This window comes from Streptomyces lasalocidi (assembly GCF_005280215.1).
Taxonomy (GTDB): domain Bacteria; phylum Actinomycetota; class Actinomycetes; order Streptomycetales; family Streptomycetaceae; genus Streptomyces; species Streptomyces longwoodensis.
This window is the reverse complement of the sequence record NZ_SZNQ01000001.1, coordinates 413,781-433,660: the sequence shown is the minus strand read 5'-3', so window position 1 is coordinate 433,660 and position 19,880 is coordinate 413,781. Positions and strand designations below refer to the sequence as shown.

Below are 19,880 nucleotides of genomic sequence, written 5' to 3'. Positions count from 1 at the left end.
TGGACGCGGCCCAGGTCCGGGACGGGCGCGGTGACCGGGACGTACCCGAGCACGTTCCCGCGGCCCTCGCTGAACAGCGCGTTCACACCGATCGCGTTCGGCGCCGGCTAGGCCGTGTCCTTCGGGTCGTGCAGGACGTCCCGGGTGATGTCGGCGAGCGTGCGGCCGGTGCGGAAGGCCTCGGCGCGCATGAGTGCGAGGGCGTCCTCGCGACTGACACCGCGTCGTTCGGCCAGCGCCCGGGTCGCCTGTGCCGTGTCGAACCAGTGGGCGCGGACGGTGCGCTGCGGCTCCCACGCCGGGGCCGACTGCCCGGTGAGCAGCATGTCCCGGGTGGGCATCAGCGCGGCCGTCACCGCGTCGGCCACGGCGGACGCCTCCTCCAGTTCGTCCGCGCCGAGCGCGTGCGCGCGGAGCGCCAGCAGGTCGACCGAGCCGAGGACGTAGTCGCCGAAGAACAGGGGGAGGGCGTAGATCGAGCCCACCTCCGGCAGCCTCTCGCGCACGGTCGCGCCGAACAGCGGCCAGGGCGTCAGGCCGTCGCGCAGGTCGTGGACGGCCACGGGTTCACCGGTCTGCGCGGCGGTGATGCACGGCCCCTCCAGCACCGTGAACTGGATGTCCTCCAGCAGCAGCGCGGCGTCGCCGGACGCGGCGAGCAGCTGGCGGGAGGGGGTGTCGGTGAGCAGCGACAATGTGACGCCGTCCACCCCGAGCCCGTCGCACACGGCCGCGCACACCCGGCGGGGCACCTCCTCGCCGGGGGCGTCCGCCGCGGCCTCCGCGACCAGCCGCACGGCCTTCCCCACGTCGACCGTCATCCGCACCTCCGCGACCCGGCCCCTGCCACTGCACCACGCACGACACTTCTCCCGATCCCCGCGCACCACGGCGCGGCGCTCCTCCAGGGGGGATCGGGTGCCCCGTGCGACCGGCCGCACGCCGGTCACCGTGGCGCCGGACGCTCGGTCGGGGGCGTCGGTGCCGGGGCGGCTACGGCGTGCCCGGCAGGCGGACCGTGACGACCAGGCCGCCCGAGGGGCGCGGGACCAGGGCGAGGGTTCCTCCGTGGGCGCGGACGACGCTGTGCACGATGGCCAGGCCGAGGCCGACCCCGGCGTGCTCGTCGGTGCGGACGCGTTCCGTGCCGCGCCGGAAGGGCTCGGTCAGGGCCGGTACCAGGTCCGGCGGGACCGGGCGGCCCGTGTTCTCGACGCGCAGCACGCTCGTGCCGCCGTACGACTCGGTGTGGACCGTCACGGTGCCGTCGGCGGGGAGGTTGTGGACGATGCCGTTCTGGACGAGGTTCGTCACCACGCGCAGCAGCAGGTCCGCCGAGCCGCTGGTGCGGGCCGCCGCGCCGGTGACGTCGAGCGTGACGCCGCGCTGCTCGGCGAGCGGCAGCAGCGTCTCGGCGGCCTCCTCGGCCAGGAGGGACAGGTCGACGGGCTCGCGCGGGAACGCCCCGCCGTCGCCGCGGCTGAGCAGCAGGAGGGCGTCGGTCAGGCCGATCGCCCGATCGTTGACGGCGTGCAGGCGTTCGATGAGCTCGCCGCGGTCACGCGTGGGGTCCTTGCGGGCGACGTCGAGGAGCGTGCGCGAGATCGCGAGCGGGGTGCGCAGTTCGTGGGAGGCGTTGGCGGCGAACCTCCGCTGCTCGTCCACGTGCGACTCCAGCCGGTCGAGCATCGAGTCGAACGTGTCGGCGAGCTCGCGGAACTCGTCCCGGCGGTTCGTCATGCGGACGCGGTGGGACAGCGACCCGCTCCCGGCCAGCCGCGCCGCGTCCGTGATCCGGCCCAGCGGCGCGAGCATGCGGCCGGCCAGCCACCAGCCTCCGACCAGGCCGAACACGAGCAGGAAGGCCATCGCCCAGGCCGCGGCCGGGGCGAACGTGTGCACCAGGAGGTAGCGGTTGGGGGAGACCCCGAGCAGGCCCTGGTCGTTGTCGGGCACGTAGCGCAGCAGGTACCACCACACCACGGCGAGCAGCAGGGCACCGGCGACGGCCAGGAACCCGGCGTAGCTGAGGGCGAGCTTCAGCCGGGCACTGAGCCGGAGCCCTGGGCGTCTAGCCATGCCGCCTGCCGGGGCTGCGGAGGCCAGGGCGGGGAGCGGCTTCGGGGGTGCGCGCACGGCCGGGCTCCGGCTCGGGGACGCGGTCACGGCCCAGCTCCGGCCGGTGGCCCGCGTCGATGCGGTAGCCGACCCCCGGCACCGTGGCGATGACCCACGGCTCACCGAGCCGCTTGCGCAGCGCGGAGACGGTGATGCGTACGGCGTTGGTGAGCGGGTCGGCGTTCTCGTCCCAGGCCCGCTCCAGCAGTTCCTCGGCGCTGACGACCCCGCCCTCGGCGGCGACGAGGACCTCCAGCACGGCGAACTGCTTGCGGGTGAGCGCGACGTAGCGCCCGTCGCGGTGGACCTCGCGCCGGAACGGGTCGAGCCGCAGCCCGGCGATCTCGCGCACCGGGGGCCGGGCGTACGCGCGCCGGCGGTCCAGCGCCCGCAGCCGCAGGACGAGTTCCCGCAGGTCGAACGGCTTGGTGAGGTAGTCGTCGGCCCCGAGCTCGAACCCGGACGCCTTGTCGTCGATCCGGTCGGCGGCGGTGAGCATGAGGATCGGGATGCCGCTGCCGGAAGCGACGATGCGCCGGGCGACCTCGTCCCCGGAGGGGCCGGGGACGTCACGGTCGAGGACGGCCAGGTCGTAGGAGTTGACGCTGAGCAGTTCCAGGGCGGTGTTCCCGTCGCCCGCTACGTCGGCGGCGATCGCCTCCAGCCGCAGCCCGTCACGGACGGCCTCGGCGAGGTACGGCTCGTCCTCCACGATCAGTACGCGCATGTCAGAAGCGTAGGGAACACGGCCTATCGCCGCCGTATGCAAGGAGGGGAGCCGGCCGGAGCGTACGTCGGTCCCGCGGCCACGCGCGCGTACGCCGTGACACAGCCGCCACGCGCGCGTACAGCACTCCCGCTGCTCCCACCCCGTGCCGGTCCCGTCGCCGGGAGGCCCGTCACCCCGTCGCCACCGGCGCCGGACGATCCGCCTCCGCCCTCGCCCGCCGCGTGCCGCCCCTCCACCACGGCCGCGACGCCAGTCCGGCGAGCAGCGCGCCGGCCGCGTTGAGGAGCACGTCGTCGACGGACGACACGCGGTCGAGCCGGAACACGGACTGGGAGACCTCCACGAGCACCGAGCAGCCCGCCCCCAGCGCCAGGATGCGCGGCGCGGACGCGAGGGCCCTGAACCGCATCGGGGCGAAGAAGCCGAGAAACGCGAAGACGAGCAGGTTGCCGATGATCCCGAGGGGGCCCATCGTGACGAGGTCCCGCAGCGGCACGAGGCTCACCCGCGCGGGGGCGACGCCCACTCCGGCGCCCGGCATCATGGTCAGCCACAGGAACGGCACCGTCCCGTGCACCATGCCCACCTCGGCCGACGACAGCCGCCCCGCCGCGTCGACGCCGTGACGCCGCCGCCACCAGGTCAGCGCGCACACCAGGAGTGCGGACAGCGGCAGCGCGACCAAGGTCATCAGCACGACCCCGTTGAAGGTGTCGAAGCACCCGTGCCACCGGCCTGCCGCACACCTCGGAGCGGACATCATGAGCGGCCGCCGCACGGCGTACGCGGCACCGGCGACAGCGAGACACACCAGCCCGACGGCCACGCCGGTGCGCGCACGCCGAGTTCGTGTTGACGGGGATGCGGTGCGGGCTACGTCATTCATCCCGCCATTGCAGGGGAGGCGCTGTTGCGAGGGCGTATGCGCTTTTCGATACGCCGGCGACAGGTGCGGGCGCCGTCTCCGCGCCGCCGGGGCCTCAGCCCTCCGCCTCCCCCTGCGCCACCTCGATGTCCTGGTGCACCCGTACCGCGCTCGTCGCCGCCGTCGTGACGGACAGGACGGCGCAGACGGCCAGCAGCGCCGCGATCCACGAGCCCGTGCGGAGCGGGCGGTGGGTGGGGGAGAGGAGGGCGGCGACGCGGCGGGGCACCGGGCCCGTGGTGGCCGCTGGGGTGACCGCGGAGCGGCGGGTGTCCGCCGTGTGGGTGGCCAGGGCGGCGCGGGCGATGGCGCGCGCGGTGAGGCGACGGTCGCCCACACGGCGGGCCGCGGCCTCGTCGGCGGCGCGCTCGGCGGCCAGCCGGATCGCCTCGCGGACCGGGCGCAGCGCGGGGTGGCAGTGGGCGGCGAGTTCGGCCGCGGCCAGGAAGTAGTGGTGGCCGCCCGCGTTGTGGGCGCGCTCGTGGGCGAAGAGCGCCTCGCGCTCGCGCGCGTCGAGGCTGCGCAGCATCGCGGTGGTCACGACGATGCGGTGCGGACGGCCGGGCAGGGCGTACGCGTCGGGCCGCGCCGATTCGACGACGCACAGGTCACCCGCGGCGGGACACCGGCCGGCCTGCGACCGCGCGGTGCGCAGCCCCGTGGTCTGCCGTATGACGGAGCGCCCGAGGGCGAGCGCGGCGAGGGTCAGCAGTCCGGCGGCCAGGACGGCCAGGGGCAGGACGAGCCACTCGGACGGGGTACGCAGGGGGTGGACCAGTTCGCCGAGGGCGGCGAAGGCCGGCACGTGGAGCAGCCCGGTGAGCGCCAGCGTGCCGAGGGTGGCGACGGTGCCGGCCGCCAGGAGCAGGGCCGAGACGGTCAGCGTCCACAGGGCGGCCACCGGCGGGCAGCGGTCCAGGACCCGGCGGGCCAGCAGCGGGGCCACGCAGGGCGCCAGCAGGGGGACCAGGAGGACCGGCAGGAACGAGAACGTCACTGGCCCTCCTGCAGCAGACGGCGCAGCACCTCTTCGTCGTCCGGGCTGAGCTGGGCCACGAACCGCGCCAGGACGCTCTCGCGGTCGTCGCCGCGGTCGAGCTCGCTGTGCATGCGCAGCGCGGTCAGCCCGTGCGGGTCCTGCAGCGGGCGGTAGGCGTAGCCGCGGCCCTGCCGCTCACGCTCGACCGTCCCCTTCTCGTGCAGCCGGGACAGGATCGTCGTCACCGTGGTGCGGGCCAGGCCCGAGTCGAGCTCGGCCTGTACCTGCGCCGGGGTGAGCGGCGCGCCCGCGGCCCACAGCGCGGCCATCACCGCGGCCTCCAGTTCGCCGGCCGGACGGCGTTGGTCCTTCGCATCGGTCATGGGAACGATCCTCACCCCGCGATCGTCTACAGTGTGTAGACCGTCTACAGGATTGTAGTCGGCCAGGTGCCGTGCATCCGCTCGGCGGTCGGATCTCCGTGCGGGTCCGCACGAAAGGACATGCCGATGAACACACCCGTGGCTCTATCGTCGCAGCTCGCCGTGAATCCCCTCGACGCGCGGTCGCTGCTGGCCGCCTTCGGCGTGCTGGGCGTCGGTGTGGTGATGTTCGCCGAGACGGGTCTGCTGATCGGCTTCTTCCTGCCGGGCGACTCCCTGCTGTTCACCGCGGGCCTGCTGTGCACGGGCACGGGACAGCACGGCGTGCAGCTGTCCCTGGGGCCGCTGCTGTGCGCGGCGGCGCTCGGCGCGGTGGCCGGGGCGCAGTGCGGCTACCTGGTGGGGCGCCGCGCGGGCGGTGCCCTGCTGGCCCGCAGCCGCTCGGCCCGGCTGCGGGACGGGGCGCGGCGCGCGGAAGAACTGCTCGAGCGGTACGGGCACGCGAAGGCGATCGTGCTGGCGAGATTCGTACCGGTGGTGCGGACCGTGCTCAACCCGCTGGCGGGGGCGCTGGGCGTGCCCGCGCGCGTGTTCACCGTCTGGCAGGCGGCCGGTGGCCTGGTCTGGAGCATCGGCCTGACCCTCGCCGGGTACGGCCTCGGATCGTCGATCCCCGACGTGGACCGCTACCTGCTGCCGCTGGTCGCCCTGATCGTGGCGCTGTCGCTGGTCCCGCTGGCCGCCGAGCTGTACCGCGGTCGCAGGCGCCCGGAGGAGAAGGAGGCCCGCGGATGATCATCGCGTTCGGCGGGGCGTCGATCGACGGCTCCGCGTACCGGGACGTCACGCAGTGGGCGCAGCGCGCGCCCGGCCGGCTGGACACCGCGGTGACGGTGTGGTCGGCGTACGGCCTGGTGCTGTTCGCCGTGCTCATGGTCCTGGCCTGGTGGCGGGCCCGTCGGCAGGGGGCCGCACAGGCGCTCACGGCCCTGGCCGTGCCCCTGGTGGCGGTCCTGGCGTACGGCGTGGACCTCGTCCTCAAGTCGGCCGTCCAGGAGGACCGGCCGTGCCGGACCCTGCGGGTGACGACCCTGGAGGCGTGTCCCGCGCACGGCGACTGGTCGTTCCCCAGCAACCACGCGGTCATCGCCGTGGCGGCCGCCGTGGCGCTGCTGTTCGTCTCGCGGCGGCTGGGCACACTCGCGTGCGGGGCGGCCGTCGCGATGGCGGTCTCCCGCGTCTGGATCGGCGTCCACTACCCGCACGACGTCCTGGCCGGTGTCCTCGTGGGGATATCGGTGGCCCTGCCCGCCATGCTCGTCGTCCGCCGGTGGTCGTCAGCCCTGGCCCGGCGGGCGACGGCGACGGCACCGCTGCGCACCCTGCTGTCGGCCTCATGAACGGCCCCATGAACCGCAGGGACGCTGCCGACCTCGCCGGGAGCGCCGGAGCCGGCGCCTGGACGGCCTTCGCGGTGCTGACGATGATCGTCGTGGGCGGTGCCGGCGCACCGCTCTGGCTGGACGGCACCTTCCTCAGCCGGTCCGTCGCCCACCGCTCCGACGAACTGGTGGCCCTGGCCCGCGGCGTGACCGCCACCGGCAGCGGCGTCGTCCCGTACGCGCTCGTGGCCCTCGCCGGCGCCCTGGCCGGGCGGACCGCGCGACAGAGACCGGGCGCCATCGCCCTCGCCCTGTCCTGCCTGGCCACGGGCCAGGTCCTGCGCTACGCCACGATGACCCGCGTGCACCGGCCGCGCCCCCCGCGCCCCGACTGGGCGACCCACGCGAGCGGTTGGGCGTTCCCCTCCGGGCACACCACCACCGCGGCCCTGACCGCGGGCATACTCATCGTCGCGCTCGCGCTGCGCGCCCCCCGCGGTGGCAGGCCCCTCCAGATCGCCGTCGCCTGCTGGGGCGTGTCGGTCGGCCTGACCCGCGTCTACCTGGGCGTGCACTGGTTCACCGACGTCATCGGGGGGTGGCTGTTCGCCACGGCCTGGCTGACCACCTGCCTGTGGGCGGCGGCCCGCTGGCTGCCCGGCGCCTTCCTCGCCACGGCCACGCCCCGCCCGGCTCCGCAGCCGACCGAACACGGCCCATGAGCCGAGGACCGGCCTCACCCCGGCCCGGCGCGATACCGTCCTGCCATGTCTCGAACAGCCGAGAGCGGCTCCCACCGGGCACCCGTCACCGCCGATGACCTCGACCTCGCCGTACAACTCGCCGTGACGCTCCTGCGGGAGGCGCCGGACGGGGCGTGGGAGAGCAAGGCCGGTTCGCTGGAGTGGGACTGCTGGGAGACCGTGGAGCACCTCAGCGACGACCTCTTCGCGTACGCCGCGCAGCTCGGGCCGAGGACACCGCCGTCGAACGGCGAGGTGCCGTTCGTGTGGGAGAGCCGTCGGCCCGGCGGGCCCGCGAACGCCGTGCACGCCGACCGGGCCGCCGGACCGGCGGGGCTGCTGCAGGTGCTGGAGGCGTGCGGCGCGCTGCTGGTCGCCATGGTGCGCACGACGCAGTCGCACGTGCGCGCCCACCACGTCCACGGCGCCTCCGACGCCGAGGGCTTCGCCGCGATGGGGATCGTCGAGACCGTGGTCCATACGTACGACCTGGCCCAGGGGCTCGGCCTGCCCTGGGACCCGCCCGCGGACCTGTGCGCGCGGGTGCTCGCCCGGCTGTTCCCGGACGCCCCGACAACGACGGAGCCCTGGGCCACCCTGCTCTGGGCCACCGGGCGCGCCGACCTGCCCGGGCGGCCCCGTCCCACCACGTGGCGCTGGGACGGCACGCCGCGGGACTAGGAATCCCCCGGGCGTTGCTACTTGCTGTGGACGATCTGCACCAGGTTGCCGCAGGTGTCGTCCAGGACGGCGGTGGTGACCGTCCCCATCTCCAGCGGCTCCTGCGTGAACCGGACCCCGAGCGCACGCAGCCGCTCGAACTCCGCCCGTACGTCGTCCACCGCGAACGAGGCGGCCGGGATGCCGTCCGCCACGAGCGCCGCCCGGTACGGCCCCACCGCGGGGTGGCCGGACGGCTCCAGCAGCAGCTCCGTGCCCTCGGGGTCCTGCGGCGAGACCACCGTCAGCCACCGGTCCGCGCCCAGCGGCACGTCGTGCTTCTTCACGAAGCCCAGCACGTCCGTGTAGAAGCGCAGGGCCGTCTCCTGGTCGTCGACGAAGACGTTGGTGAGGTGGATCCTCATGAGGTGCTCTCTGGTGCGTCGGGCCTGGGTCATCGGCTGAGGACGTGATCGTGACGGCGACGCGCGGGATCGGCCGGCACTTTGGACACGTCGTCCGCCACGGCCCCACGATAGGCCGGAACGCGACACCGACGACCCCGACGCGGTCCCATCGGCTCAGACGGACGGTGACGGGGAGGCGGTCGGGGCGGGGCCGCCGGGCGCGCCGCCGCCGTCGTTCGTGGCGTCGGGGTCGACCGCCATGGTGATGTGGCCGACGACGCCGCGCTCGATGTACCGCCGGTCGTAGACGAGTTCGAGCAGTCCACCCGGTGTGCCGGTGCCCGGGTAGAGCGCGTCCTGGTCGAGGGTCACGCGCGTGACGGAGTTCGCCGCGTAGGGCGCGACGCCCACGGTGGCCTTCACCGCGTCCTCGGCGAAGTAGAACTGCCCGGTGTGGCAGGTGCGGCCGCCGGTGTAGCCGTCGGAGCTGCGCGAGCCGCCGGTGTGCACCTTGGTGTGGATGTGGACGGCGCGGCCGGTGTACCAGCCGGGGAAGACGGTCCGGAAGGTGACGAAGCCCTGCTGGTCGGTCATCTGGATGCCGCGCAGCCAGGTCAGGTCGTCGGTCGGGGTCGCGTGACCGCCCGGACCGCCCGGACCACCCGACCCGTCGGGGGGCGCCGTCGGCGTACCGGACGGCGGCGGCCCGGGGGGTGTCCCGCCGCCCCCGCCGTTGCCGACCTGGGTGTAGCCGGAGTAGACGCCCGAGGCGTCGCAGTGCCAGATCTCGACGGCCGAGTTGCGCAGCGGCCGGCAGGTCGCGCTGTCCACGGCGCGCAGCACGAGCAGGAGCGGGATCCCGGTGCGGTCCTCGACCACGTCCTTCCGGAAGAGTTCGTGGTCGAGGTAGTAGGGGCCCTCGATCTGCTCCGTGGTCAGCGCCATGCAGGCGCCGGACGCGGAGGCGGCCGCCTTCACGGCGTCGAGGGTGCCGGGCCCGCCGACGGTCCGGTCGGCGGCCCCGGCCACCGTGCCCGCCCCGCCGAGGGCGGCGGTGGCGCCGGCCGCGCCGCCGAGGACGAGCATGCGGCGCCGGGACACCAGGCGGGAGACGATGGCGTTGTCAGGCTCTTCGGAAGAGAATTTGGACATGTGCACGACAGTAGGGGCGGTGTCTGTGAACTTGGTGTGGGCCTGTCTGTGAACCCGGTATGAAACCCGCCCGCCGGCTCAGCTCGCGCGGCCGAAGCAGCGTTCCAGCTCGTCCAGGTCGTAGAAGACGCTGCCCGGGGACACGGGACGGCAGCCCTGCTTGAAGGCCGTCTCCTTCTCGTTGTAGAGCATGCGCACCAGGTAGGTGTCGCCCTTGCGGAAGACGTCCCACTGGATGTTCGCGGCCATGGGGGCGACGGACGCCCCGCGCCACGTGTTGTCGGCGTAGGTGTACGGCCGGTCGGGCGCCGCCGCCTCGGTGCTGCCCGGCAGGCCCATCAGCGCGGCGAGCGGGATGATCTCCTCGGCGTGCGTGAAGCGCAGTTCCGCGCCCAGCGTGCTGGTGCCGGCCCGCTTGGCCTCGGCCTGCCGGAAGAAGTCGTCGAGCAGGACGTCGGCCATCCGGTAGGTGATGTCGCTGTCCGCGAACCCGGGGCCCTTCTCGTAGAAGTCCTCGGCGTCGCTCAGGTACCCGAACCACGCGGCGTCGCGCGGCGCGATGTAGCGCCCCATGGGCAGGGCGCGGTGGCCGGGCATCTCGGCGCTCATGCTCGGGGCGATCGCATAGAGGTCGTAGACGGCTCGGGCGGCGTCGACGTCGGAGGCCACGGAGGAGAACTCGCCGTCCACGACGCGCTGGACGAACGCGGGCTTGAAGATCCGCTGGAGGACCCGGCGGGCGGCCTGCGCGGTGGCGGGCCGGCCGGTGATGTCCTTCAGGGTGGTGGCCAGCCGCTGGTCGTGGTCGACGTAGTCGCGGTAGGCGGCGCCGCCGGCCGACTTGTGGAAGTAGAGCAGGTCCCTGTCGGACCGGGCGGGCCGGATGAGCGGCGCGAGGGCCGGGTCGTCGGAGGCGAGGGCCCCGGCGAACACGGTGCCGCTGGCGACGGCGCGTGCCTCACCGGAGTTGACGACGTCGATGGGCTCGGCGTTGTCGGCGATCCGCCGGAACAGGTCCGGGAGCCGCTGTTGCAGGCGTGCGGCGGTGTCCCGCAGTTCTTGCTCGCCGCGCCCGCTGAGATTGCCGTACCCGACGGTGGCCATGGCCGCGAGGAGCGTCCGCACGTCGGGCCCGAACTGCCTTCCCACGGGCGTGAGTTGGTCCTCGGCCGCGGCCCGGTCCCACAGCGCGAGCACGAGGTCGCCGTCCTTGCTGCTGGTGGCCGCGCGCGAGCCGTGCCGGGAGACGGTCTCGGTGAAGACGGGCCGGTACCCCCGGGGAGCGCGCTGGTAGCCGTGGGCGTTCTGCTGGGGCGCGTACGACGCCTTGGTCCCGTAACTGGTGAGGGACCCGGAGCCGGTGGCCTGGGCGGGCACCGAGGCGACGAGCAGCGCGGACAGGGTGGCGGCGAGGACTGGGACGACCCGTTTCATGGGAGCAGCTTGATCGTCGCCGGTGAACGGGGGCCGGTGTCGAGGTGGCCGGGGCGGGTAGGCGGGATGGCTCGTGGCCGTCGGCCACCGGCGGCCCGGTGAACGGCGGACGGCGTGGACCCGGGCGCCGCGCGCCGGACGGGCGTCGTGGGCGGTCTCAGCGGACCCGGTCGTAGACCAGGGCCGTCTCGCCCAGTTCGCCGACCTCGTGGTGGGTCAGCTTCCAGCGGGAGTCGGGCAGGCCGTCCTCGAACAGGCGCTGTCCGCCGCCGAGGACCTCGGGGATGACGATCAGGTACAGCCGGTCCAGCAGGTCCGCCGACAGCAGGGCCTTGATGACGCTGGCGCTGCTGTTGACGAGGATCTCCCCCTCGCCGGTGCTCCTGAGGTCGGCGATGACGTCCGCGGCGGGGGCGTTGACCAGGCGCGTGCGTTCCCACGGGGCCTCGGTCAGGGTCGTCGAGAAGACCACCTTCTCCGTGTGGACGAGCCACTTGGCGTAGCCGCGGTCCCGTGGGTCGGCCTCCTCGCTGTCCGCGACGGACGGCCAGAAGCCCAGGAACCCCTCGGCGTTGACCCGGCCGAGCACGGCCGTCGTCGCGTTCTCCCAGATGCGGGTGAGCTGGTCCCGCGCGACCTCGGTGGTGGCGTACGGCACGAACGCGCCGAAGTCGGCTGCTCCGCCGGGGCCGTTGTAGCGCCCGTCGAGGCTGAGGACCAGGTTCGCGGTGACCGTGCGGGCGGCGCGGGCGGTGGAGTCGGTCATGTCGTGCTCCTTCTGCTGGTGCTGTCGGTGTCGCGGGGGTCGGCGGTGAGGGCCGCCGCGAGCTTGTCCAGGCCCTGGCCGAAGCCGATCTCGATGCCCGCGACGAAGTCCGCGGAGTCGACGGTGCTGTCGGTCAGCTGCCAGTGGACGCCGAGGTCGGTGCCGGTGCCGGTCGGCGTCAGGGCGAGGTCGACGTGGGCGGTGAAGGCGGGACTCCCGTCCGGGAGGACCGGGGAGATCCGGTAGGTGAGGCGCTCGCCCGGGCGCGCGTCCTCCACGACCCCCTCGGCGCGTCCGGCGGCCGGCCCCGAGCCGTCGGTGTCCTCTGCGTCGCGGTACTCCTGCACGATCCGCCCGCCCGGCCGCGCCTCGAAGACCAGGTGATGCATGCGGAGGTCGTCGGGCGTCCACCACTGGGCGAGCAGGGCCGGCTCCGTCAGGTGGCGCCAGACCAGGTCGGCCGGCGCCGCCAGCGAGCGGTGGAACCCGAACGAGCGGCCGTCGGCCCAGCCGGGTTCCTGCGCGGCGAGCCGTTCCACGCGCAGGCCGCGCCCGTAGCGCTCGTACGTCGTGCCCGGACCGCCGGACCGGTCCGCGTCGTCGGCGAGCCGCAGGAGCGCGGCGGCCAGGTCCCGCAGGGGGGCTGCGTCCAGTGCGTAGATGCGGCGCTGTCCGCTGCGCTGGGAGGTGACGACCCCGGCCCGCTCGAGGGTCTGGAGGTGCTTGGTGGTCTGCGGCTGGCGCGCCCCGGCGAGCTCGGCGAGGACCCCGACCGCGCGGGGCCGCTCGGCCAGCAGGGTGACCAGCCGCAGGCGGGCCGGGTCGGCCAGTGCGGCGAGGAGTGCGTCCATGTCTTGAGTATTCCTCACCACGAATATTCGTGTCAAGGAATGGATTGGTAACCCGGGACGGAGGGCCAGCGGACGGTCAGCACCACCGACTCCTCCTCCGCGCGCCAGGAGTGGTCGACGCCCCGGCCCCACACGACGTAGTCGCCCTGCCGGGACAGGAGGACGCTGTGGCCGGGCAGTTCCACCCGGAACCGCCCGCTGATCAGGACCAGCAGGGCGGTGCGCTCCTCGCCGGTCACCCACTCGGCCCGCTCGTCGCCCTGGGGGTGGACGCCCCACTTGATCTCCACGGCCTCGCTGTGCCGGGGGTCGGAGGCGTCCTTGAAGTGGCCCAGCAACCACCCCCGGTCCAGTGCCGCGTCACTGCCCGCATGGCCCACGTACACGCTGTCGCTCATGGCCCCGGAAGGTAACAGCGCCCTCCCCGGCAGGGGTGAGGGGGACGCCGTCGCGCGCCGGTGTCCTGCGGTCGGGCCACCGCTGCAACCGAGGCGGGCCCGGGGGCGGAAGAGGTCACGAGCGGGTGCGTGGGAGCCTCCGCCCCCGACACCCGCACCGGCTGTGAAGGGAAGGGTCATGAGACTGCGCGACGAGTTGCCGGTGGACCACCGGCTCGCGACCGTGTACCGCTACGGCGCCGGACTGTGCGGTGTCGTCCTGCTGGTGTTCGGCGTCCTGGGCTTCGCCGATGAGCTGCGCCCGTTCGACACCGACGGGACCAGTGTCGCGGGGATGTCGACCAACGGGCTGCTCAGCCTGGTCTCCGTGGTGTTCGGGCTGCTGCTGGTGGCGGGCGCCGTGATCGGCGGGAACGTCGCCTCCACGCTCAACATCACCGTGGGTTCGCTGTTCCTGCTCAGCGGCTTGGTCCACATCTTCATCCTGGACAAGCCCGCCAACGTCCTCGACTTCGGCATGTCCAACGTCTTCTTCAGCTACGCGATGGGCCTGCTCATCGCGACCTTCGGGATGTACGGGCGCGTCTCCGGAGGGCTGTCGCACGACAATCCCTACTGGCGCCGCCGCCACCCGCGCGAGGCGGCCCGCGAGTCGCTCCACGCCCGGCGCGGACAGCTCCCGCACGCCGCTCTCGCCGCGGTGCCGTCCGGACCGGCCGACGGGACGGGGGTCGAGGGGGAACCCCGCACCCCGGTGCGCCGGGGCCGGCGGTGACGGCACCGCTGACGTCACCTCGCTCCGAGCGCACCAGCGGTCGCCGGTCAGCTGTTGCGCCGTACCAGCGAGGCGTTCAGCGCCGTCGCGAAGCCGCACCAGGCGGCGTACGGCAGCAGGGCCCGCGCGGCCGTGCGGTCGACCTGTGCGGTGCGGCGCAGCAGTTCGGCGTTGGCGACGTCGAGCAGCACGGTGCCCACCAGTCCGGCCCGGGGGCTGCGGCGGGCGAAGAACAGCCAGTTCCAGCCGGCGTTCAGGGCCAGGTCGACCGCGAGGCTCGCGGTGAGCTGCCGGCGCCGGCGGGCGTCCTCGGTGCGGCCGAGGGCGTGTCCGGCGGCGTAGGCGACGGACGCGTACAGCGGGGTCCACACGGCGCCGAAGCTCCACGGCGGCGGCTGCCACGGCGGCTTGCGCAGGGCGCGGTACCAGGCGCTGTCCGCGTCCACCGCGTTCGCGCCCACCGCTGCCGCGGCCGTCACCGCGGCGGCCGCGGCCCCGTAGCGGAGCAGTGCGGGGGAGGGGCCGCCGGCGCGGTCCGTCTGGGTCGGTCTCATGCTCCGCGTGTGCCCCTTCGGCAGCCGCTCTCACGCGGCGGGACCCGCCTGAACTCCCCGGACCACCGCGAACCACGCAAAGGTGCGAATAGGCATGAATATCCACCCTTACCGGTGGGTAAGCTGTCGGTCGCCCCTGCCGGGTGCGCGGCGACGTCACGACACGCGCCGCGTCGTCAGCCTGGGCCGAGTGGCCCGCGAGCCGGCAGGGACGAGCGATGGCCGAACCGTACGGATGCCCGACCACACCACCACCGCACTGGCGCGACCGCGCGGCCTGCGTCGGTGAGGATCCCGAGATCTTCTTCCCGCTGTCCGAAGGCCTCGCCGCGGGCGCGGACGCACGAGCCGCCCTGGCGGTCTGCCGCCGCTGTCCCGTGCTGCTGGACTGCCGCACCTGGGCCGTCGAGCACGGCGAGGACGACGGTATCTGGGGCGCCACCACGGCCGCCCAGCGCCGCGCGCTGCGACGCGCCACCGGGGACCTGCTCAGGGTGCCCGCCCGCCCGCGTGGGGAGGTGGGTGACGTCGAGGAAGGGTGAGGATGTCGTGTATTCCGGGCGGCTCCAGCGGGAACGAGGAGACGGACTGGGAGGTGCGACGTGCAGGGTGAGGAGCCCTTGGGGCTGGACGAGATTCTGAGAGCGGCCGAGGACGCCGCACCGGGGGAATCGGTGGACGTGGTGGCCCGGAACCTGGAGAAGAGGTTCTCGGCGTCGGAGGTGTCGTTCTGGTTCGTCGACGTGCTCGGGCGGGACGCCGTGCGAATTCCGCGGGCCGGCACACCGGATGAGCCGCGCGGCCCGGTCGAGCGGGTGCCGCTGACGGGCAGCGTGTTCGAGCGGGTGCTGCGTTCCCAACGCCTCCACCAGGAGGACGACGGCGAGGGCGGCTGCCGGATGGTCGCCCCGGTGACGAACCGGGGCGACTGCATCGGGGTCCTCGACCTGCTCGTCCCCTACACGGACGACGCCGTCCGGGACGGGGTCGCCCACGCGGCGCACGCCCTCGCGTACATCGTGGTCACCGACCGGCGGTACACCGACCTGTACCACTGGGGCCGGCGCACCACCACGATGAGCCTGGCCTCGGAGATCCAGCACCAGCTGCTGCCCTCGGCCGCCTGCTGCGAGGCCGCCCAGTTCACCCTCGCCTGCGGCCTGGTCCCGGCCGACGACATCGGCGGCGACACCTACGACTACGCCCTCGACCAGGAGACCCTGCACCTGTCGATCACGGATGCCATGGGCCACGACACCGCCTCCGCGCTGCTGGCCACGCTCACGGTCAACGCCCTGCGGGGGGCCCGGCGGGCCGGGGCCGGCATCCTGGACCAGGCCCGGGCCGCCCACGAGGCGATCATCCGCCACGGCCACGGCATGACGACCGGGCAGTTGCTGCGCATCCGCCTGGAAACCGGTGCCTGCGAGCTGGTCAACGCCGGACACCCCTGGCCGTTGCGACTGCGGGACGGCCAGGTGGAGGAACTGCCCCTCCGGATCAACCTGCCCTTCGGCGTCCGTGCCCCGGTCGCCTACCAGGTACAGCACTTGGCCCTGGAGCCGGGTGACCGCGTGGTGCTGCTGACCGACGGCATGCGGGAGCGTGCCGCTGCGGCCGTGGACCTGCGGGCCCTCATCCGTGACACACGGGACGACCACCCGCGCGAGGTGGTCAGGGTGCTCACCGCGGCGGTCCACGAGGCCTGTGAGGGGGCCTTGCCGGACGACGCCACCACCCTGGTGCTGGACTGGCGCGGCGGCGGGGACGTCGAGCGTCACAGCAACGGCGGCTCGAACGCGACGTGACCCCCGGGACCGGCCCACGCGGCCTCCCTCGCGCCCCCTGAGCTGCGGCGCGGACCGAAAGCCCGCACGCTGGAGGTCGGCCGACGCTCGGACCGTGCCGACAGCGAGGGAGAACCGGTGGACGACAACGAGCGGAAAGAGACCTGGGACGACTTCCGCGAGGTGGTCAACATGCAGCCGGGCGCACTGGAGGAGTGGCTGGACACCGACCAGTCGCGCGACGCCGGGCAGCACAAGGACGGCGGCGAGTCGACCGGCCACGCCTCCGGCCGCCGGATCGTGGAGATCCTGCGCGCCAAGAAGGGCGACCTCTCCGACGACGACTACCAGCACATGCGGAAGGTCGTCGGCTACGTCCGGCGGCACCTCGCCCAGCGGCCCTCGGGAGACGTGCGGGACACCCGCTGGCGGTACTCGCTCATGAACTGGGGCCACGACCCACTGGCCTGACCCGCCGAGCGGACGCCGGGCGGGGGCCGCTGAGCCCCCGCGTCAGTTCGTCCCGCGCCGGGCCACCGCGCGGATCGCTCCCTCGGCCGCAGCCAGGCCGTCGATCAGGGACGGGTCGTCGAGTCCCGGCACGCACACCACCCGGCCGGCGTCCAGCGCCGCGAGTGAGGCGTCGAGGACCTGGTCCACCGGCATGCCGCCCTCGTCGTGGACGGCCTGGTCGCGTCCCGGCACCGGCTCGTGGCCGCGGGAACGATGGAACTCGGTGGCGGTCAGCCCCGGGCACAGCACCTGGATCCGCAGCGGAGTGCCGGCCAGCTCGGCAGCGAGGGTGCGGGTGAAGGTGACGACGTAGCCCTTGGTGCCGCCGTACACCGCACGCTCGGGCAGCGGGTGCGGCGGCAGCGAGCCCGCGAAGGCCAGCTGCGAGGCGACGTTGACCACGGTGCCGGCGCCCCGCGCCAGCATGCCCGGGACCGCGGCCCGCGTGAGGGCGGTGACGGCCAGGACGTTGACGTGCAGCACCTTCGCCAGGAGGTCCGGTTCGAGTGCGGCGAACGGGCCGTACCCGTTGATGCCGGCGTTGTTGAGGAGGAACCCGATGTCGTCACCCGCCGCCCGACCCACCACCCGGGCCAGGTCGTCGGGCGCCGACAGGTCGGCCACCAGGGTCTCCACCCCGGTGCCCGTCTCCTCGCGCAGCCGCCGGGCGAGGTCGTCGAGCCGCTGCGCCCTGCGGGCCACCAGGACCGTGTCCCACCCCTGGGCGGCGAGGCGCTCAGCGTAGGCCGCGCCGATGCCGGAGGACGCGCCCGTCACCAGGGCCGTACCGCGTCGTGTGCTCACCTGTGTGCCGCCTTCCAGCCTGCTGACCTGCGGTGTACCCGTACCGCACACCTGTACCGCACACCGTTGTACCAGCCAACCACCGGCGTGCCGGGCACGGGGACCGCGCGCCGCTCGATGAGTTCCCGGCCGCGGACCGGTCTCAACGCCGACACACCATCGACCCGCGCACGCCCCACCCGAGGAGATCGTCATGACCGCCACCTACACGTTCGACGTCTTTTCCAGCCTCGACGGCTTCGGCGCGGCCGGCGGCGACTGGACCGGCTACTGGGGCAAGCAGGGCCCCGAACTGCTCGAGCACCGCCTCGCCCAGTACGGCGAGGAGCAGCGGATGGTGTTCGGGGCCACCACGTACCGGGCGTTCGCGCAGATGCTGGCGTCGAGCACCGAGGACTCCGAGGTGCGTGACCCATGGGTGACCCGGATGCGGAACCTGCCCGCCACGGTCGTGTCGACCACCCTGGAGGAGCCGCTGGACTGGCCGGACGCGACCGTCGCGAAGGGCGACGCCGTCGACGTCGTGGCCCGGCTCAAGGCGGAGTCCGACGTGCCGTTGCGCTCCCACGGCAGCCTGTCCATGAACTGCGCGCTGATGGCGGCCGGACTGGTCGACCGCCTCCAGGTGACGGTCTTCCCCGTGGTCACGGGCCGGACCGGCGCGGACCCGGTGTTCCGGGACGCGGCCGACTTCGACCTCGAACTGATCGCGTCCCGGACGCTCGACGGGCGCATCCAGGAGTTGGTCTACCGGCCCACCCTGCACGGGTGAGCCGGCGCCCTGTTGCCACGGACGGCCCGTGGGTGCGGATCAGGACTGCAGGGCAGGGGCGGGGGCGGGCGTACGTCCGGCCGCGCTGCGGTAGGTGGCGATGCCCATCGCGAGCAGCCAGTAGCTCAGCAGCGCGCCCATCAGGGCCGTGCTGCCCCAGCCGTTCGCGGCGTAGAAGTGCGCGGGCTCGTTGCCGAAGAACAGGGACGGCACGAACGCCAGGTTCACCGCCGCGAGGACGTAGGCGGAGCGGTCGGTCCAGCGGGGGAGCAGGTGCGCGCGGGTGATGCCGTAGCCGACCGCGGTGAGGAACAGCGTGAGCAGCAGGCGGCCGATGGAGCCGTAGAGGATGTACGTGCCGCTGACCGTGATGGTCGGGTCGATCGGGTGGTCGGTGGCGATGACCGCGCCGGCCTCCAGACCGCTGGAGACCAGGGTGACCGTCGCGTAGACCAGGCCGGTGGCGAAGGCGACCGTGCCGACCCATTCGTGGGCGGGGCTCACCTGCTTGACCAGTTCGCGGAAGCCCGTGACGAACAGGATCAGCCCGGCCAGCGCGACGATGCCGATCAGCAGGCGCGTGAGCACATTGGCGTCCGGCGGCGGGCCCGAGTGGAGGAAGTACAGCGGCACTTCGACGATGAAGCAGACCGCCGCCGCGATGCCGGCCAGTCCCGTCAGGCGCCTGGCGAGGATGTCGTTCATGTGGTTCCCCCGAAGTGAGCTGGTCCGGTGCCGAGTCCGGCGTCCGTGTGACGCCGACGAGGAAGACTCTCCCGCGTCCGCCGTGCCGCGTCGCTGGGCCTGGACACCGGACCGGGGTGGGCCTACGGACACTCCCGGAGGGGCTTCCACGGCGACCGGGTCACCGAGCGACGTGATCGGCCAGCCACTCCAGGGCCGTCACCGCGCCGTCCAGCACGGAGAGGTGTCCGTCGTCCGGGCGGAGCCACAGGGCCGCACCCGGGGTGCGTCCGGCCAGCCAACGGGCGTGGGGGCTCGGGGCGATGCGGTCCTGGCCGCCGTGCAGCAGGAGCAGCGGACAGGTGACCGCGCCGGGGTCGGCGCCCCAGGGGCGGACGTAGGCCAGGTCGTCGTCGATCAGGGCGCCGGGGCCGCCGGCCAGGGCCGGGGGCACCACCTCCTCGAACCAGGACCAGTCCCCGGCGAGCGCGGCGTGGTCGGCGGCGGTGAACATCTCCGGGTCGTAGACGGCCTGCGCCTCGTGGCGTTCCTTCGCCGCGCGGCCCGCGGCCGCCGCCGTCAGGGACGCACGGCCGGAGGCGTGCATCCCGGCGAACCAGTCGAGTCCTTCCGCGTCGTACGGCGCCAGTCCCGCCACGCACACCGCGCCGAGCACCCGCTCGGGCAGCAGGGCCGCGCAGGCCAGGGCGTGCGGGCCGCCGCCGGAGTGGCCCATGACGGCGAAGCGCCCGACGCCCAGCGCGTCGGCGACGACGCGGACGTCGTCGGCGGCCGACCCGACGGACCTGCCGGGCAGGGGGGTGGAACCGCCGTAGCCGGGGCGGTCGTAGGAGATCCAGCGGATGCCGAGCCGCCGGGAGGCGGGCAGCAGCGGTGCGGGCGGGCTGCCGATGTTGGGCGTGCCGTGGTGCCAGAACACCGTCAGACGGGCCGGGTCGTCGCCCGCCCCGGTGTCGTAGGCGTGCAGGCGGCGGCCGTCGGGGGTCTCGTGGTCGGTTTCCGAAAAGGTGTTGCTCATGGGGGTGTTGGTCGTCCTGTCGGG

The 19,880-nt window shown here is 74.0% G+C and carries 25 protein-coding genes; 9 read left to right on the top strand and 16 right to left on the bottom strand.

Annotated elements, in window-relative coordinates; genetic code table 11:
* Nucleotides 1-107 precede the first annotated feature (107 nt).
* From E4U91_RS01640 to E4U91_RS01615, 6 genes are all read right to left on the bottom strand, one after another.
* Nucleotides 108-821, bottom strand: coding sequence for a GAF domain-containing protein (locus E4U91_RS01640; RefSeq protein ID WP_137304860.1), 714 nt, complete (start codon nucleotides 819-821; stop codon nucleotides 108-110).
* A 172-nt stretch (nucleotides 822-993) separates the two neighbouring features.
* The gene (locus E4U91_RS01635) at nucleotides 994-2,079 is read right to left on the bottom strand and encodes a sensor histidine kinase (RefSeq protein ID WP_137304859.1); all 1,086 of its coding nucleotides are present in this window, start codon (nucleotides 2,077-2,079) and stop codon (nucleotides 994-996) included.
* The gene (locus E4U91_RS01630) at nucleotides 2,072-2,845 is read right to left on the bottom strand and encodes a response regulator transcription factor (RefSeq protein WP_241678469.1); all 774 of its coding nucleotides are present in this window, start codon (nucleotides 2,843-2,845) and stop codon (nucleotides 2,072-2,074) included. Before E4U91_RS01630 ends, E4U91_RS01635 begins: the two co-directional genes overlap by 8 nt.
* A gap of 172 nt (nucleotides 2,846-3,017) precedes the next feature.
* The gene (locus E4U91_RS01625; RefSeq protein ID WP_137304858.1) at nucleotides 3,018-3,734 is read right to left on the bottom strand and encodes a VanZ family protein; all 717 of its coding nucleotides are present in this window, start codon (nucleotides 3,732-3,734) and stop codon (nucleotides 3,018-3,020) included.
* Nucleotides 3,735-3,828: 94 nt separating this feature from the next.
* The gene (locus E4U91_RS01620) at nucleotides 3,829-4,770 is read right to left on the bottom strand and encodes a M48 family metalloprotease (protein WP_241678468.1); all 942 of its coding nucleotides are present in this window, start codon (nucleotides 4,768-4,770) and stop codon (nucleotides 3,829-3,831) included.
* Nucleotides 4,767-5,135, bottom strand: a complete 369-nt coding sequence (locus E4U91_RS01615) for a BlaI/MecI/CopY family transcriptional regulator (protein ID WP_137304857.1) — start codon at nucleotides 5,133-5,135, stop codon at nucleotides 4,767-4,769. Before E4U91_RS01615 ends, E4U91_RS01620 begins: the two co-directional genes overlap by 4 nt.
* Before the next feature lie 126 nt (nucleotides 5,136-5,261).
* Between E4U91_RS01615 and E4U91_RS01610 the strand changes: the two genes are divergently transcribed.
* From E4U91_RS01610 to E4U91_RS01595, 4 genes are read left to right on the top strand one after another with little or no spacing between them, the layout of a single operon-like run.
* Entirely contained in the window at nucleotides 5,262-5,930 is a 669-nt protein-coding gene (locus tag E4U91_RS01610) for a DedA family protein (protein WP_137304856.1), read from the top strand.
* On the top strand, nucleotides 5,927-6,535 hold the full coding sequence (locus E4U91_RS01605) for a phosphatase PAP2 family protein (RefSeq protein ID WP_137304855.1): 609 nt from the start codon (nucleotides 5,927-5,929) through the stop codon (nucleotides 6,533-6,535). The genes E4U91_RS01610 and E4U91_RS01605 overlap by 4 nt, the downstream gene beginning before the upstream one ends.
* 8 nt (nucleotides 6,536-6,543) lie before the next feature.
* The gene (locus E4U91_RS01600; protein ID WP_137304854.1) at nucleotides 6,544-7,239 is read left to right on the top strand and encodes a phosphatase PAP2 family protein; all 696 of its coding nucleotides are present in this window, start codon (nucleotides 6,544-6,546) and stop codon (nucleotides 7,237-7,239) included.
* A gap of 45 nt (nucleotides 7,240-7,284) precedes the next feature.
* Nucleotides 7,285-7,941, top strand: coding sequence for a hypothetical protein (locus E4U91_RS01595; RefSeq protein WP_137304853.1), 657 nt, complete (start codon nucleotides 7,285-7,287; stop codon nucleotides 7,939-7,941).
* Between the two features lie 17 nt (nucleotides 7,942-7,958).
* Here the strand turns inward: E4U91_RS01595 and E4U91_RS01590 are convergent, their stop codons facing one another.
* From E4U91_RS01590 to E4U91_RS01565, 6 genes are all read right to left on the bottom strand, one after another.
* Complete coding sequence (locus E4U91_RS01590) at nucleotides 7,959-8,345, bottom strand: VOC family protein (protein ID WP_137304852.1); 387 nt, start codon at nucleotides 8,343-8,345, stop codon at nucleotides 7,959-7,961.
* 156 nt (nucleotides 8,346-8,501) lie between these two features.
* Nucleotides 8,502-9,479, bottom strand: coding sequence for an intradiol ring-cleavage dioxygenase (locus E4U91_RS01585; protein WP_241678467.1), 978 nt, complete (start codon nucleotides 9,477-9,479; stop codon nucleotides 8,502-8,504).
* 78 nt (nucleotides 9,480-9,557) lie between these two features.
* Nucleotides 9,558-10,913 (bottom strand): histidine-type phosphatase, encoded by a 1,356-nt coding sequence (locus E4U91_RS01580; RefSeq protein ID WP_137304851.1) that lies wholly within the window; start codon nucleotides 10,911-10,913, stop codon nucleotides 9,558-9,560.
* A gap of 157 nt (nucleotides 10,914-11,070) precedes the next feature.
* Nucleotides 11,071-11,679 (bottom strand): dihydrofolate reductase family protein, encoded by a 609-nt coding sequence (locus E4U91_RS01575; protein WP_137304850.1) that lies wholly within the window; start codon nucleotides 11,677-11,679, stop codon nucleotides 11,071-11,073.
* Nucleotides 11,676-12,530 carry a metalloregulator ArsR/SmtB family transcription factor gene (locus tag E4U91_RS01570; protein ID WP_137304849.1) on the bottom strand — a complete coding sequence of 285 codons (855 nt, stop codon included), beginning with the start codon at nucleotides 12,528-12,530 and terminating at the stop codon, nucleotides 11,676-11,678. Before E4U91_RS01570 ends, E4U91_RS01575 begins: the two co-directional genes overlap by 4 nt.
* 32 nt (nucleotides 12,531-12,562) lie before the next feature.
* Nucleotides 12,563-12,928: a cupin domain-containing protein gene (locus tag E4U91_RS01565; protein WP_137304848.1), complete on the bottom strand. Its 366-nt coding sequence runs from the start codon at nucleotides 12,926-12,928 to the stop codon at nucleotides 12,563-12,565.
* Between the two features lie 178 nt (nucleotides 12,929-13,106).
* On the opposite strand from E4U91_RS01565, the gene E4U91_RS01560 reads away from it, so the two are divergent.
* Nucleotides 13,107-13,703 carry a DUF4383 domain-containing protein gene (locus E4U91_RS01560; RefSeq protein ID WP_137304847.1) on the top strand — a complete coding sequence of 199 codons (597 nt, stop codon included), beginning with the start codon at nucleotides 13,107-13,109 and terminating at the stop codon, nucleotides 13,701-13,703.
* 47 nt (nucleotides 13,704-13,750) lie between these two features.
* On the opposite strand, the gene E4U91_RS01555 is transcribed toward E4U91_RS01560, so the two are convergent.
* Nucleotides 13,751-14,257 (bottom strand): TspO/MBR family protein, encoded by a 507-nt coding sequence (locus tag E4U91_RS01555; protein ID WP_137304846.1) that lies wholly within the window; start codon nucleotides 14,255-14,257, stop codon nucleotides 13,751-13,753.
* A 218-nt stretch (nucleotides 14,258-14,475) separates the two neighbouring features.
* On the opposite strand from E4U91_RS01555, the gene E4U91_RS01550 reads away from it, so the two are divergent.
* The 3 genes from E4U91_RS01550 to E4U91_RS01540 all read left to right on the top strand — a co-directional run bounded on the left by E4U91_RS01550 (nucleotide 14,476) and on the right by E4U91_RS01540 (nucleotide 16,515).
* Nucleotides 14,476-14,799 carry a WhiB family transcriptional regulator gene (locus tag E4U91_RS01550; RefSeq protein ID WP_137304845.1) on the top strand — a complete coding sequence of 108 codons (324 nt, stop codon included), beginning with the start codon at nucleotides 14,476-14,478 and terminating at the stop codon, nucleotides 14,797-14,799.
* 60 nt (nucleotides 14,800-14,859) lie between these two features.
* Nucleotides 14,860-16,065 (top strand): PP2C family protein-serine/threonine phosphatase, encoded by a 1,206-nt coding sequence (locus E4U91_RS01545; protein ID WP_137304844.1) that lies wholly within the window; start codon nucleotides 14,860-14,862, stop codon nucleotides 16,063-16,065.
* A 117-nt stretch (nucleotides 16,066-16,182) separates the two neighbouring features.
* The gene (locus tag E4U91_RS01540; protein WP_137304843.1) at nucleotides 16,183-16,515 is read left to right on the top strand and encodes a DUF3140 domain-containing protein; all 333 of its coding nucleotides are present in this window, start codon (nucleotides 16,183-16,185) and stop codon (nucleotides 16,513-16,515) included.
* 42 nt (nucleotides 16,516-16,557) lie between these two features.
* Here the strand turns inward: E4U91_RS01540 and E4U91_RS01535 are convergent, their stop codons facing one another.
* Nucleotides 16,558-17,361: an SDR family NAD(P)-dependent oxidoreductase gene (locus E4U91_RS01535; protein ID WP_137304842.1), complete on the bottom strand. Its 804-nt coding sequence runs from the start codon at nucleotides 17,359-17,361 to the stop codon at nucleotides 16,558-16,560.
* 193 nt (nucleotides 17,362-17,554) lie between these two features.
* On the opposite strand from E4U91_RS01535, the gene E4U91_RS01530 reads away from it, so the two are divergent.
* Complete coding sequence (locus E4U91_RS01530; protein ID WP_137304841.1) at nucleotides 17,555-18,133, top strand: dihydrofolate reductase family protein; 579 nt, start codon at nucleotides 17,555-17,557, stop codon at nucleotides 18,131-18,133.
* Nucleotides 18,134-18,172: 39 nt separating this feature from the next.
* Here the strand turns inward: E4U91_RS01530 and E4U91_RS01525 are convergent, their stop codons facing one another.
* Nucleotides 18,173-18,838, bottom strand: a complete 666-nt coding sequence (locus tag E4U91_RS01525; RefSeq protein ID WP_137304840.1) for a hypothetical protein — start codon at nucleotides 18,836-18,838, stop codon at nucleotides 18,173-18,175.
* A gap of 160 nt (nucleotides 18,839-18,998) precedes the next feature.
* A complete protein-coding gene (locus tag E4U91_RS01520) occupies nucleotides 18,999-19,856 on the bottom strand; it encodes an alpha/beta fold hydrolase (protein WP_137304839.1) in 858 nt (285 codons plus the stop codon).
* Nucleotides 19,857-19,880: the final 24 nt, after the last annotated feature.

Coding starts and splice junctions, on each gene's coding strand:
- E4U91_RS01640 (WP_137304860.1), bottom strand. CDS start 821: ATGACGGTCGACGTGGGGAAGGCCGTGCGGCTGGTCGCGGAGGCCGCG.
- E4U91_RS01635 (WP_137304859.1), bottom strand. CDS start 2,079: ATGGCTAGACGCCCAGGGCTCCGGCTCAGTGCCCGGCTGAAGCTCGCC.
- E4U91_RS01630 (WP_241678469.1), bottom strand. CDS start 2,845: ATGCGCGTACTGATCGTGGAGGACGAGCCGTACCTCGCCGAGGCCGTC.
- E4U91_RS01625 (WP_137304858.1), bottom strand. CDS start 3,734: ATGAATGACGTAGCCCGCACCGCATCCCCGTCAACACGAACTCGGCGT.
- E4U91_RS01615 (WP_137304857.1), bottom strand. CDS start 5,135: ATGACCGATGCGAAGGACCAACGCCGTCCGGCCGGCGAACTGGAGGCC.
- E4U91_RS01610 (WP_137304856.1), top strand. CDS start 5,262: ATGAACACACCCGTGGCTCTATCGTCGCAGCTCGCCGTGAATCCCCTC.
- E4U91_RS01605 (WP_137304855.1), top strand. CDS start 5,927: ATGATCATCGCGTTCGGCGGGGCGTCGATCGACGGCTCCGCGTACCGG.
- E4U91_RS01600 (WP_137304854.1), top strand. CDS start 6,544: ATGAACCGCAGGGACGCTGCCGACCTCGCCGGGAGCGCCGGAGCCGGC.
- E4U91_RS01595 (WP_137304853.1), top strand. CDS start 7,285: ATGTCTCGAACAGCCGAGAGCGGCTCCCACCGGGCACCCGTCACCGCC.
- E4U91_RS01590 (WP_137304852.1), bottom strand. CDS start 8,345: ATGAGGATCCACCTCACCAACGTCTTCGTCGACGACCAGGAGACGGCC.
- E4U91_RS01585 (WP_241678467.1), bottom strand. CDS start 9,479: ATGTCCAAATTCTCTTCCGAAGAGCCTGACAACGCCATCGTCTCCCGC.
- E4U91_RS01580 (WP_137304851.1), bottom strand. CDS start 10,913: ATGAAACGGGTCGTCCCAGTCCTCGCCGCCACCCTGTCCGCGCTGCTC.
- E4U91_RS01575 (WP_137304850.1), bottom strand. CDS start 11,679: ATGACCGACTCCACCGCCCGCGCCGCCCGCACGGTCACCGCGAACCTG.
- E4U91_RS01570 (WP_137304849.1), bottom strand. CDS start 12,530: ATGGACGCACTCCTCGCCGCACTGGCCGACCCGGCCCGCCTGCGGCTG.
- E4U91_RS01565 (WP_137304848.1), bottom strand. CDS start 12,928: ATGAGCGACAGCGTGTACGTGGGCCATGCGGGCAGTGACGCGGCACTG.
- E4U91_RS01560 (WP_137304847.1), top strand. CDS start 13,107: ATGAGACTGCGCGACGAGTTGCCGGTGGACCACCGGCTCGCGACCGTG.
- E4U91_RS01555 (WP_137304846.1), bottom strand. CDS start 14,257: ATGAGACCGACCCAGACGGACCGCGCCGGCGGCCCCTCCCCCGCACTG.
- E4U91_RS01550 (WP_137304845.1), top strand. CDS start 14,476: ATGGCCGAACCGTACGGATGCCCGACCACACCACCACCGCACTGGCGC.
- E4U91_RS01530 (WP_137304841.1), top strand. CDS start 17,555: ATGACCGCCACCTACACGTTCGACGTCTTTTCCAGCCTCGACGGCTTC.
- E4U91_RS01525 (WP_137304840.1), bottom strand. CDS start 18,838: ATGAACGACATCCTCGCCAGGCGCCTGACGGGACTGGCCGGCATCGCG.
- E4U91_RS01520 (WP_137304839.1), bottom strand. CDS start 19,856: ATGAGCAACACCTTTTCGGAAACCGACCACGAGACCCCCGACGGCCGC.